The following is a 13,011-nucleotide window of genomic DNA, read 5'->3' on the forward strand; positions in this document are numbered from 1 at the left end:
TGAAGTGTGAGTACCGGCTAAACTCCGCAATCATTGGCAAACACCATTGTCCGATTGCAGAGGTTAGAAATGGCTGCGAAACATGAGAAGCTCTTGGCTGGCCCTATCGCCGTCGAAAAGGTCTCCGGCGAACGGCCTCACTACAGCACCTTCTTCCGCTGGACCCACTATGGCATCCGGCTTCCCAATGGCAAACGAATCCGCCTGGAGTTCGTGAAGGCGGGTTCCAAGCGTCTCACCTCGGTGAGTGCCGTCCGACGGTTCTTCAATGCCACGACCGCGGCTGTCGGCGAGTCCCAGATTCTGCTGGAGAATGTCGACGAAGATCTTGCCAAGGAGGATCTGTAGAAATGGTCCCTCCAACCGGTAATTCCCCTCTGTTCGATGTCGCGGAGATTCGCCGCGCGCTCGATTTACTTCTACTACCTGACCAAGTGACGGAAGTGAGAATACTGAACGGGACCACCTCCAAGGATCGATGGACTGGGACCTACTCCGGCTATTTTGACGACCGTGAGAAACTCATTGAATCGCTAGGTTGCATCCGTTCTGCAACTGGCATCTATATCATTCCAAATCCTGTTGATGAGAGCCTACTAGCCAGGGCGTGCAATCGTATTATCCGGACACCTAAGGGGCAATCGACTTCTGACAACGACATCAAGAGGCGTCGTTGGCTACTCATCGACTGCGATGCTGTACGACCCGCAGGGATCTCGGCATCAGATGAGGAGCACGAAGCTGCGCTGGCTCGCGCAAGAAGGATCTATGGCTACTTAAGCAAAAGGGGATGGCCGGAACCAATCGTAGCTGATTCAGGAAATGGCGGGCACTTACTTTATCTCATCGATCTGCCAAGGGGAGATGAGGGTTTAGTGCAGCGGGTGCTGGCTGCCTTGGCTGAGCTGTTTGACGATGACATAGTTAAGGTCGATGTCAAAGTAGCCAACCCTGCTCGAATCTGGAAGCTGTATGGCACGCTGGCGTGCAAGGGAGACAATATCCCCTTTCGTCCCCATCGCATGTCGAAAATTCTGTCCGCGCCAGGGACTCTGGTTGAGGTTTCACTGCGTCAGCTTGAATCCGCTGCCTTACCTGCATCATCACCCTCTCCCAATCGTCCTACTCAAACCAGCTTTGACATCGACGAGTTCATCCAGAAGCATCAACTGGATGTATCCGATCCTCATGACTACCAAGGTGGCAGGTGCTGGAAATTTCAAACCTCACCTATGTGCGACCATGGGGGTGATGGATCGTTCCTGATCCAGTTTCCAAATGGCGCTCTCGCAGCCAGCTGTCACCATAATTCATGCTCCTGGAACTGGCATGACCTCAGGAATAAGTTTGATCCAAGACCTCAAAACAAGCCGAGCGGTGACAAAACCTCCTCAAACCACGGCTCTCGTGAGGTTTTGTCACCACCTGGGTTAAACATTATCCCTCGGGCGGTGCCATTTCCGGTGCAAGCCCTGCCTCGCTGCATCCGACACTTTGTCGAAGCTGCCGCTGAGGCCATTGGCTGCGATCCTTCTTTTATTGCCTTACCGCTCTTGGGTTGCTTGGCGGAAATCATAGGGAACAGGCGAGTCATCGAACTCAAGGCGACCTGGACGGAACCCGCAATTATCTGGGCGGTGATCATCGGTAAGAGCGGCAGCGCAAAATCCCCTGCCCTCAACCTAGCGACTAGGTATCTGAAGGAAATCCAAAAGGCCGCGTTTGAAACGCATGCGGTACTCCTCGAACAGCACAAGGTCGCGGCTGCCAATTATGACAAAGACTATGCCAAATGGAAAACAGATAAAAAAGGCCATGATGATCCACCCGAAAAACCAAAGGAGCCCGTCTGCCGACGATACATCACCTCAGATTCCACAATTGAAGCCCTGGTCAATCTGCTGGCAGTCCAGCCTGATGGGGTACTTGTGGTCCGAGACGAACTTGCAGGCTGGGTCAATGGAATCGCTGAATACAAGGGTGGAAAAGGTTCTGACTTAGGTCACTGGCTGGCGTTCTGGTCGGCACAACCCGTTACCATCGACCGCAAGACCGGCGCTATTAAGACAGTACATGTCCCGCGGGCTTCGGCCAATATTGTTGGCGGGATTCAACCGGGCATCTTGCGAACCGCCATCGGCCGGGAGCACATGCAAGATGGCCTCTGTGCCCGACTGCTTCTGGCTATGCCGGAAACGAATCCTATTAAATGGTCAGAGAGAGTCATCGACAGCAACGTTGAATTATTGTTGCAAGAAGTCTTTGCCCAACTTGCCAGTTTGGAGGCAGATTTTGATGAAGATGAACATCCCATCCCCGTGAGGATGCAGCTCACCCCCGAAGCAAAGACTTTATGGGTCGAGTATTACAACCGTCATCGGCAAGAAATGACTGGTCTAGATGACGATTCCACTTCTGCGTGGAGCAAGCTAGAGGCCTATACGGCCCGCTTCGCGTTGATCTTCCAGCTCTGCGACTGGGCGGCTGGCGACGCCAGTGGAGAGAACCAGATTGATGCGCAGGCCATGGACTCGGCCATTGAGCTCTCAGACTGGTTTGGAGCTGAGTCCCTCAGGATGTACGCCGTACTCAGCGAATCGGATGAGCAGCGCGATACACGAGAATTGCTCGATCTAATTCGTCGCCGAGGTGGTTCCGTAACTCCTCGCGAACTCGCGCGTAGTTCCCGCCGCTACCGTGAGGCCGGAGTGGCTGAGGCAACTTTGGAGGAGCTAGTTCGCATGAAGTATGGGCGTTGGGAAATGCAGGCTTCGGGTCCCAAGGGGGGTGCTCCGACACAGGAATTTGTGCTTGCCGACACTGGTGCCGGTGACACAACTATCAAAATCTCCGAGCAGGAGGAGGTTTTGTCACCGGCGACAGGGCATTTTGTGTTTCCAGAGGACCCGGTCAACCGGCTCTTCGCGGAAGCTGTGGATCCAGATCTTTATGAAGTGTCATAGGGCGCAAACATGAATGTAACCCAACTAATGCTAGATCTCAGGGATCTGGGGATAGAACTGACCGTAGAAGATGATGAGTTGAAGTTTTCTCCCAAGTCATCCATAACCCCCGAGCTGCTGGAACGTATCAGGGAGCATACACCCCTGCTGCTGGGCATTCTGCAAGCGGAGGATGTCTCAGCGGCAGTTCTGTGGCACGCCACCCTCGACCGGGTCGAAGCTGAAGGAAAGTTCCCACCCGATCTATTGGAGGGCTGTCGGCAGGCGTCGGCCTGCTGGGAATACAAAGGACCTACGGGGTATGGAAAGGAATCTCAAACGGAACTTGAACCCTCGATAGAGGGCGAATCCTTCCCCCGATTCCCGGACGAATCTGACGTGGACAACGAATTCCACTGGTCGCAAATCACTGACGAAGACCGTGAGTATCTCTGTGGCCCCCGTGAATATCCTCCTCCTTGTCCATCGTGTGGCGGACGGCTACATCACCACCCACTCTGCGAGGAACTGAGGGCATCGTGGGAGCCTAAGATGCCATTCGGAAAGCACAAAGGCAAACCGCTCTCGCAAGTCCCGCATGACTACCTGGAGTGGCTCTTAGCCAAAAACAAAACAGTCGACACTGAATTGCGGAGTGCGATTCAGGACACCTTGATGAGGAATCCGAACTCCACACTCTTTGAAGATGGGAATGATCTAAGTCCCCCATGCTCACACAAGCAAGTATGAGATACCCCTATTCACGACGGCCAGTCCCTAAGGCGGGACTGTGCACTGTGCGATGAATTCATCTGTTTTCCCATTTGGTATGGCAAAAAGAAAAAAGATTAACCCATGAAAATTGAACTCTGCCGTCTGGCCGATATCCACCCCTACTCCAAAAATTTCCGCGTGAACGACCTCGCCGTCGCCGCTGTGGCCAAGAGCATCCGCGAGTTCGGCTTCCGCCAACCGATCGTCGTCGACGGCGACAACATCATTGTCGTGGGTCATACGAGATTCAAGGCAGCCCAGCTCCTCGGCCTTAAGATGGTCCCCGTTCATGTGGCAAACGACCTCACCCCTGAGCAGGCGAAGGCATATCGTCTGGCGGACAACCAGACGGCCACCATTGCTGACTGGGATCTTGACTTGCTGCCGTCGGAGTTGTTGGAGTTACAGAACGCCGACTTCGATCTTGATGTGTTGGGTTTCTCACCGGACGAACTCTCCAAGATTTTGGGTGACGAAGCAGCCGACGGACTCTGCGACCCTGATGAAATCCCAGCACCACCTGATGAGGCGACCACCCAACCAGGAGACCTGTGGATTCTCGGCGAGCATCGTCTCCTCTGCGGGGACAGCAGCCTTCCAAGTGACGTCGATAGATTGCTCGATGGTGCCACGATCCAACTTGTGAATACCGATCCGCCGTACAACGTGAAGGTGGAACCCAGGAGCAACAATGCCATCGCCGCGGGAAACTCCAGCCATCACCAAAAGTTCGACCTGGCCCGGCACCCCGAGAAGTCCAAACCCACGCAGAAAAAGATGCGGGCGAAGGATCGGCCGTTGATGAATGATTTTATGAGCGACGTGGAGTTCGACATCTTGCTCGAAGCCTGGTTCGGCAACATTGCCCGAGTGCTTGACCCAGGCCGTGGGTTCTACATCTGGGGCGGCTATGCCAACTGTGGCAACTATCCCCCAGTCCTCGAGGCGACAGGTCTCTATTTCAGCCAAGCAATCATCTGGGACAAGCAGCACCCGGTGCTAACCCGCAAAGATTTCATGGGTGCCCACGAATGGTGTTTTTATGGTTGGCGTGAAGGTGCGGCCCACCAGTACTTCGGCCCCCACAATGCGACTGACCTCTGGCACGTCAAGAAGATCAATCCTAATGCGATGGTCCATCTGACCGAGAAACCGGTCGAGCTGGCCGTCCGTGCGATCCAGTATTCCAGTCGTCCTGGTGAGAACGTGCTCGATCTGTTCGGTGGTTCCGGCTCAACCTTGATTGCCTGCGAACAGACAGGTCGTAAGGCGTATCTGATGGAACTTGATCCCCCGTACTGCGATGTGATCGTCGAGAGGTGGCAGCAGTTTTCGGGGAAGCAAGCCATCCTACAATCCAATACCAGTGAGTCCTGATAATGCCGGTCAAGCGTAGCGTGAAGATAGCCATCAACAAACGCAGAGAGCACGTGGCCGATCTCTACCTGCAGGGATGGACGCAGTGTGCTATTGCCGATGAAGTCGGAGTTGGCCAACCCACTATCAGCAGCGATCTGCAACGTATCCAAAAGCAATGGCGTGAGTCCGCCGTCCGTGATTTCGACCTGGCCCGCGAAGTCGAGATTCAAAAGATCGACCGCATCGAACGCGAGGCCTGGGGGGCGTGGGAACGTTCTAAGAAACCCTCGCAGACCGCAATTACCACGGACGAGACCCACCAACGCAAGACCCGTCGGCATGTGAAGAATCAGTACGGGGACCCCCGTTTCCTGGAACAGGTAAATAAATGTATTGCCAGTCGTCGTGCCCTGTTGGGCCTCGATGCCCCCTCACGGATGGAGATAGAAACTGATGGAGCCAATCCTGAACAAAGACGAGATCGCGTCGTTACCATCCTTGCTGCCCTACGCGAGCGAAGAGGAACTCCGGGTGATGGAGAACTATCTGGCGACCCTGAGCCCAGGCTCCTTTGCACAGATAGTAAGCCAGGGACGCTGGAGTCCGGCCAAGCACCTCGCCTACCTGGACCAGGCGATCGTTGATGCCATCGATCAGGCCGCTGAAGAAAACCTCGACGGCCTGGTTGTCTCGATGCCACCTCAGCATGGTAAGAGCATGTTGTGTAGTCACTACCTCCCTGCGTGGTATCTGGGGAAGTTTCCCGATCGGCGTGTGATCCTGACGAGCTACGAGGCCGACTTCGCTGCCAGCTGGGGACGCAAGGCTCGGGACCTCCTTGAGCAACATGGTCATCTCTTTGGGGTGCGGGTCAACCGGCGATCCAGTGCCGCCAACCGATGGGACCTCGAAGGTCGCGAAGGTGGCATGACAGCCGCCGGAGTGGGAGGACCCATCACGGGAAAGGGTGCCCATCTGTTGATCGTGGACGATCCGATCAAAAACGACGAAGAAGCACGTAGTTCAACCTTCCGCGAGAAACAGTGGCAGTGGTGGCAATCGGTGGCCACCACTCGACTCCGTCCTGGGGCACTGATGGTCGTCATTCAAACCCGTTGGCACCGGGACGATCTTACCGGCAGGATTCTCCATCAAGCCCGGGACACGGGTGACCGCTGGAAGGTCGTAAAATTCCCAGCCCTGGCCGAAGAACACGACATCCTCGGTAGAAAACCTGGTGAAGCCCTCTGGCCTGAGGTGTTTACGCAGGAACGACTCGAGCAGGTGAAGGCGACCCATACCAACTACTACTGGTCGTCGTTGTACCAGCAGAACCCCCAAGCGGAAGGAAGTGCCGAGTGGCCTGATGACTTCTTTGGTCCCGATATCTGGTTTAACGAATGGCCTGCCACCTGGGACTGCAAGGTGGTGGCCCTGGATCCCAGTAAAGGGGTCGAGTCCAAGTTCGGCGATTACTCCGCCTTCGTCATGTTGATGGTCAGCGACGGGGTTCTTTATGTGGATGCCGATCTGGCGGTGCGTAATACCACAATTATTACCGAGACGGCGGTGGAGATTCAATTGGAGTTCCGTCCCGATTGGTTCGGCGTAGAAGTGAACCAGTTCCAGGAACTCCTGGCCAACGATCTCCTGCGACGAGGCCAAGAGCGAGGGATCATGATGCCCATCTATACGATCAACAATCAGGTCAACAAGCTAGTTTGGATTAGGCGTCTCACTCCCTATCTAAGTCGACACCAGATCCGTTTCAAAGGGGGTTCTGCCGGTGCCAAACTTCTGGTGGAACAGCTGCGGGATTTCCCCAATGGATCCCACGACGATGGCCCCGATGCCTTGGAGATGGCAATGCGGTTGGCACGCCAATTGTTCCATGAAATCTCCTACCCAGAACCCGAGTATGTGCGGATCATCGCGGTCTAAATCTACCAAACTGGACCCAACATGCGTGAAATGGGTCCACATTCGCTTGCTTTTGAGCACCAACGGAGGTAGTCAGTTATGACCACTACCCCAATTGACAGTGATGATGAGCAAACGATGGCAAACTATGCTAACCGAGCAGCCGATGCGACCAAGATTCTCATGAAGCGGGAGATGGCCGCCGTGTTGGCCGAATTGCGCCGTAAGGCGGCACGCTCCAAGAGTACCCGTATGAACCTAGTCATCTTCCGCCTGGCCGCGTGTGGCGGCCTGCGGGCCTCTGAGATAGCCCAGTTGCAGATGGGGGATGTGCGGTTGGAAATGCCCAGGCCCCACTTGCGGATTCGGGCGAGTGCTTCGAAGGGGGGGCGACCGCGGATGGTTCCGTTGTGGTGGGATCGGGGGACGTTCGACGACCTCGTCGCTTGGCGGGATGACCGGTTGGCACGGGGTGCGAAGCCGGGTGATCTGTTTGTGTGCTCATGGCGAACCGACCGCGAGAAAATGGTGTTCTCTAGACATACGCTCCGGAAAAGGTTTCGCACAGCCTGCAAGGTGCTGGGTCCGGAGCGGCTCAAGACGCTCACCATTCACCACGGACGACACACCTTTATAAGCCACGCGTTGGCTGGTGGGCGGACGTTGGCTGAACTTCGCGACGCGGCTGGGCACTCGAATGTGAGTATCACCAGTATTTACTTGCATGTGGCCGTCGAGGAAGAGGGGCTGGGGAGCTTGTTTGGGTGAGAGTGCCTGATCTTGTAGGAACTTGATTTTATGATGAACAAGTATTTCAAGCAGCCACTATACTCTGAGTGATGGAGAAGTTGGTTCACCTCTGAAGAATTGCGATTAGAAAAAGGCTTTTTAACAAATTAGCAGTACTACTGCAGTTGAGGGAGCAGGAAATAACTTTCTCATCCGAAAACATTAGTTGAATGCATTAAAATGAGTTTCACCTGAACGCTACAGAATGGCAAGCTACCCGGAGATTAAGTCCACTGCAGTCTTTCCTCGGAGTTGCCATCGGTATTTCTAGGAAAATACCAAGAAAACTGTCGGATTATGCTCTGTCTGCACCCTTATGTATAGCGGTATAGCCACTGCTATGCTCCAGAAGATTGATTACAACCGATGTTTTGTGCTTAGACGCTTGGCTATTTGCTGCTGGATAGTTACATCGATTGAAATTTCTTAATGTAGAGGTGCCAAGTTTGAGGCGTTGAATTAGTTGCCTTTGTTGAGGCCTAGTCTCTTACAACTAAGAATGGCTCCCTAGATTTAATTCATTAGATTCAGAAAGCGGATCATGTTCACTAGGCTGCCACAATCGTTTAGCAGATACTTGACCGTCGTGCTCCTACTAGTTGGTTTGGTTTCTCAACATTCCTTGGTGGCGGAGCAAACCGGTGCCGACGACATCTCCAACCCAACTCGGCAGACGACGCTCTTAAACTCCGATTGGCGGTTCGAGCTTGACGGTACGATTGAAGGCCAAGACCCGAACTTAGATGACTCACAATGGTTGCCTCTAAGATTGCCTCATACATGGAACACAGAAGATTCATTCGACGAAGATCCCGGTTATCGTAGAAATGCATCATGGTATCGCAGGAATCTTGTTACCCCCGAAAACCTAGGTGACGAACACCTTTATCTGCGCTTCGAGGGAGTGAACCAGCGAGCTGAAGTGTATGTCAATGGACAACTTGCTACTCATCATGTGGGAGGGTACACGGCATTTGTATGTGATATTACGAGCCTGCTGAATCCTACTCCTGGCGCCAGCAATCTCATTGCAGTGCGCGTAGATAATAGCTGGGATCCTGATGTTCCGCCGATTGCGAAAATCAACTTTACCATCTACGGGGGAATCTATCGTAATGTGCATCTGCTCAGAGTGGACCCTGTGCATATCGCTGTGAATGATTTTGCTTCTCCAGGAGTCTTTATCGACACGCTTCTTGTCACACGTAAGGAAGCCTGTGTTCGCATTCGGGGATTGGTCGAAAATCAAGATGCCTCTTCTCACGACTGTACGGTAATCAACACTATCCTCTCGCCTGAGGGACGGGAAGTCGGATCAGCGCGCACCGAGTTGACGATCCCTGAAACGGGTCGCTCGGAATTTGAAACGACAGTTGGCTTACAAGAAACGCCACAACTCTGGTCGCCAGACAATGCGGTTCTCTATCGAGTCAAAACGGAAGTCCTGGTGGAGGGAATCGTTCGGGATTTGGTGACCAATGATTTCGGGATTCGGTGGTTCCATTTCGATCCGGAGCAAGGTTTCATTCTCAATGGGGAACACCTGTACCTGAAGGGAACGAATCGCCATCAAGATCGTGAAGGGTTTGGCAACGCGTTGACTGACGAGCAACATCGTGAAGACCTGGAGCTCATCAAACAGATGGGGGCAAATTTCCTGCGACTTGGCCATTATCCTCAAGCACCAGCCGTGCTCGACTCTGCGGATAAGTTAGGGCTTCTGTTGTGGGAAGAGATACCCGTGCTGACACGAATTTCTGAGTCTGATGCCTTCCGCCAAAATTCCCTGCATATGCTCGAAGAGATGATTAAGCAGCATTTCAACCATCCTTCGATCATTGTGTGGGGATCCATGAACGAGATATTTCTTCGCAATGGGGATGGGACCCGCTCGGAGCCAAGCGAAGCGTATTCAGCCAAAGTTTCCAAACTAGCCCACGACCTGGATGCCCGGATTCGCCAACTTGATCCAGGCAGAGTCTCCACAATGGCGTTCCATGACAGTCGCCAATATGACAAACTCAGCATGCTGGATATTCCTCAGCTCGTGGCGTTCAACCGATATTTCGGCTGGTATGGGGGAGGATTGTCATCATTTGGACGTGAACTGGATCGGCAACATCAGGCAGGTCCCGAACGACCACTATTCATTAGTGAATATGGTGCTGGCAGCGATCGTCGGCTCAACTCTATCGATCCTCAGCGGATGGACTTCACCAACAGCTATCAACAAGCGTTTGCCGAAGGCCATCTGCGTCAAATTAAGGAACGTCCATATCTATCGGGAGCGGCCTGGTGGAACCAGTTCGACTTCGGGAACCCCTACAATCAAGACACGATTCCGGGGATTAATCAGAAGGGCCTCATGTACTTTGATCGTACGCCTAAGGATACCTATTATCTATTTCAGGCCAACTTTAGTGACGAGCCGGTCCTGCACATCGCCAGCCGAGATTGGCCCATTCGAATTGCGTATCCGTCGCCTAAATCAAACGACTCCGCAGAGCCGCCTTTCGAGCACGCAATTAAGGTTTACAGCAACGCTGATTCTGTTGAGCTTGTTGTGAATGGGACGAGTGTGGGTAGCAGACAGCCCGATGACGTTTGCGCAGCAACATGGAAAGTGCCATTGCAGGAGGGAGTCAATCAGATCGCAGCTCAAGCGAAATTCGATGAGAAGATTGTCAGTGATGAGATGGAAATCGAATCTAGGGGCATGCCCACAAACCTTGCAAAGGAAGGGGATCCATTTGATGCACTCTATGTGAACGTCGGCTCGCACGTCGAGTTTCGAGATCACAAGGACCACATTTGGATACCGGACCAATCCTATCAATCGGGTGGTTGGGGGCACGTCGCAGGCAAGCCCCGAGAACTGAGTGCCGAGGGGTCACGAAAGAGCGTTGATGTGTTTAATACGGATGAGGATCCACTCTACCAATCCTTTCTGGTGGGTATCAATCAGTATCGCTTTGACTTGCCGGATGGTCGTTACCGTGTGACGCTGAAGATGAACGACTACGAGAATTCTGACCCGGCAACGAGGGTATTCGATATCAAAGTGAATAATGAACCGGTCGTCGAGAATCTTGACTTGGCTATGCAGGCAGATAAGCAAACCGCTTTGGTAACGGAGCATGTTGTCGAAGTTTCTGAGGGCAAGGGGCTCATTGTGGATTTTGTCCCAGTAGCTGGAGAACCAGTCTTGAGTGGTATTTCGGTTGTGAGGGAAACACCTACAATCAAGTCCGCTGGCGTAACACGAAGCGAGACCGATCGCTAGCTGTTGTTCAGAATAGGGACATGTCAGGGTAGTCTTAGAAGGGGTGAACATGGGCCAGGAGTCGCAGAATCGCTCACAACAATGGCTGGAAGATCAAATCGCAATAGTCACGGGTGGCGGGACAGGCATTGGACTTGCGATTTCACTCGGCTTGAGTCAAGCAGGGGCACGAGTTGTTCTCCTAGGCCGTCGAGAGGGTGTACTGCAAGAGGCCGCTCGCTCCATCGGATCCCAGGCGACGTGTGAAGTTTACGACGTGAAGCAGACGGCTGGCTCGGACCAACTAATTGAGCGTATTAGTGATAAAGTTGGAACCCCCACAATTCTCATTAATAACGCTGGGATACATCTGAAAAAGCCAGCACTAGAAACCTCGGATGAGGAGTTTGATGCCGTCATCCAGACCCACGTGAATGGCGCGTTTGCGCTGTCACGCAGTGCTGCTCGACGCATGGCAAAGTTAAAGCAGGGGTCGATTGTTTTCGTCTCCTCGATGGCTGCAATTTTTGGCATCCCGCAGGTCGTGGCCTACTCAGCAGCCAAGACTGCCCAGATTGGGCTTGTCAGGGCGTTGGCATCGGAGTGTTCTGTTCATGGAGTCCGCGTGAACGCGATTGCCCCTGGTTGGATCGAAACGGAGATGTCAAAGAAAGCGTTCGACCAGGATCCAGCCCGGCGAGAACGTGTATTGCAGCGCACACCTCTTAACCGCCTGGGCAAGCCCGAAGAAATTGCTAGCGTAGTGACCTTTCTTTGTTCCGAGGCAGCCAGCTTCGTTAATGGCGTGGTGCTCCCCGTCGATGGTGGAGCGAGCATTGGATTTTGATATGCCATTCGTTATGACGGAATTAATTAACTCATGAAACTCGGCCTTGGGCTTTACCGACGAATGCTGACTACGCAAAACTTTCGTTTTGCGAAGCAAGCCGGTTGCACGCATATTGTCGCCCACTTGGTTGACTATTTCCCAGAGGGAAAGCTGCATGGAACGGATAATACTCGGACCTGGGGAGTCACACAAAATCAGGGTCGCCTCTGGTCTGAGGAAGAATTATCCGACCTCAAGCGAGCCATCAATGCTGAAGGGCTCGAATTGGAGGCTATCGAGAATTTTGACCCGTCGCATTGGCACGATGTCCTCTTGGACGGGCCGCAACGGGAGCAGCAACTAGAGGGTCTAAAGACAATTATTCGTCGCATGGGCAAGGTGGGTATTCCTGTAGTGGGGTATAACTTTAGCCTTGCCGGAGTATGGGCTCACCGAGAGGTGCCATGTGCCCGCGGCGGTGCAATCGCCGTTGAGTTCGAAGCACTTCCGGAAGATCAGCAGCCCCCGATTCCTCATGGCCAGGTCTGGAACATGACCTACGATCCAGATGCACAGACTGGAAACATAGGAACGGTTACTGAAAAGCAACTGTGGGACCGTTTAAGTCACTTCTTGAACGAGCTAGTCCCCGTGGCGGAAGATAGCGGTGTCCGCCTCGCAGCCCATCCTGACGATCCTCCCATGCCGACATTGCGTCACACGGCACGGTTGGTGCATCAATCGCGGTACTATGATCGGCTGCTCGAATTGGTGCCCAGCAGCGCGAATGCCTTGGAATTCTGTCTTGGTTCATTGCAAGAAATGACTGAAGGCAATGTATACGAAGCAGTCGACCACTTTAGCTCGCTCGGAAAGATCGCTTACATCCACTTCCGCAACGTACGCGGCAAGGTTCCTCACTACAAAGAAGTCTTTGTTGATGAGGGGGATCTCGACATGCTCAAGGTTCTCAAGATTCTCAAGAAGAACAATTACCAGGGCGTCATCATCCCAGACCATACGCCTCAGATGGACTGTGCAGCCCCTTGGCATGCTGGAATGGCTCATGCCTTGGGCTATATCCGTGCAGCAATTCAGACCCTCGAAGAGACCGAATGACAATAGAGAGGCCTGAC

At 53.4% G+C, this 13,011-nt stretch carries 10 protein-coding genes; all 10 read left to right on the forward strand.

All coding sequences use genetic code 11. The features are described 5' to 3' along the window. The first annotated feature begins 69 nt into the window (after positions 1–69). The 10 genes from Pla144_RS11190 (at position 70) to Pla144_RS11230 (ending at position 12,994) form a co-directional block, all read left to right on the forward strand. Positions 70–348 (forward strand): DUF1580 domain-containing protein, encoded by a 279-nt coding sequence (locus tag Pla144_RS11190; protein ID WP_146450757.1) that lies wholly within the window; start codon positions 70–72, stop codon positions 346–348. Positions 349–350: 2 nt separating this feature from the next. Continuing rightward, entirely contained in the window at positions 351–2,963 is a 2,613-nt protein-coding gene (locus Pla144_RS11195; RefSeq protein ID WP_146450758.1) for a YfjI family protein, read from the forward strand. A gap of 9 nt (positions 2,964–2,972) precedes the next feature. Further along, positions 2,973–3,692, forward strand: a complete 720-nt coding sequence (locus Pla144_RS11200; RefSeq protein WP_146450759.1) for a putative quorum-sensing-regulated virulence factor — start codon at positions 2,973–2,975, stop codon at positions 3,690–3,692. A 105-nt stretch (positions 3,693–3,797) separates the two neighbouring features. Then, positions 3,798–5,093 carry a DNA modification methylase gene (locus Pla144_RS11205; RefSeq protein WP_146450760.1) on the forward strand — a complete coding sequence of 432 codons (1,296 nt, stop codon included), beginning with the start codon at positions 3,798–3,800 and terminating at the stop codon, positions 5,091–5,093. Positions 5,094–5,095: 2 nt separating this feature from the next. Beyond that, complete coding sequence (locus tag Pla144_RS24560; protein WP_197530578.1) at positions 5,096–5,719, forward strand: helix-turn-helix domain-containing protein; 624 nt, start codon at positions 5,096–5,098, stop codon at positions 5,717–5,719. After that, entirely contained in the window at positions 5,610–7,016 is a 1,407-nt protein-coding gene (gene terL / locus Pla144_RS11210; protein ID WP_197530579.1) for a phage terminase large subunit, read from the forward strand. The genes Pla144_RS24560 and terL overlap by 110 nt, the downstream gene beginning before the upstream one ends. A gap of 78 nt (positions 7,017–7,094) precedes the next feature. Next, positions 7,095–7,763, forward strand: coding sequence for a tyrosine-type recombinase/integrase (locus Pla144_RS11215; RefSeq protein WP_146450762.1), 669 nt, complete (start codon positions 7,095–7,097; stop codon positions 7,761–7,763). Between the two features lie 562 nt (positions 7,764–8,325). Continuing rightward, positions 8,326–11,067: a glycoside hydrolase family 2 TIM barrel-domain containing protein gene (locus Pla144_RS11220; RefSeq protein WP_146450763.1), complete on the forward strand. Its 2,742-nt coding sequence runs from the start codon at positions 8,326–8,328 to the stop codon at positions 11,065–11,067. 49 nt (positions 11,068–11,116) lie between these two features. Further along, the gene (locus Pla144_RS11225) at positions 11,117–11,893 is read left to right on the forward strand and encodes an SDR family NAD(P)-dependent oxidoreductase (protein WP_146450764.1); all 777 of its coding nucleotides are present in this window, start codon (positions 11,117–11,119) and stop codon (positions 11,891–11,893) included. 33 nt (positions 11,894–11,926) lie between these two features. Continuing rightward, positions 11,927–12,994 (forward strand): mannonate dehydratase, encoded by a 1,068-nt coding sequence (locus tag Pla144_RS11230; RefSeq protein ID WP_146450765.1) that lies wholly within the window; start codon positions 11,927–11,929, stop codon positions 12,992–12,994. Positions 12,995–13,011: the final 17 nt, after the last annotated feature.

Origin of the sequence: Bythopirellula polymerisocia (genome assembly GCF_007860015.1) — a bacterium.
Lineage (GTDB): Bacteria > Planctomycetota > Planctomycetia > Pirellulales > Lacipirellulaceae > Bythopirellula > Bythopirellula polymerisocia.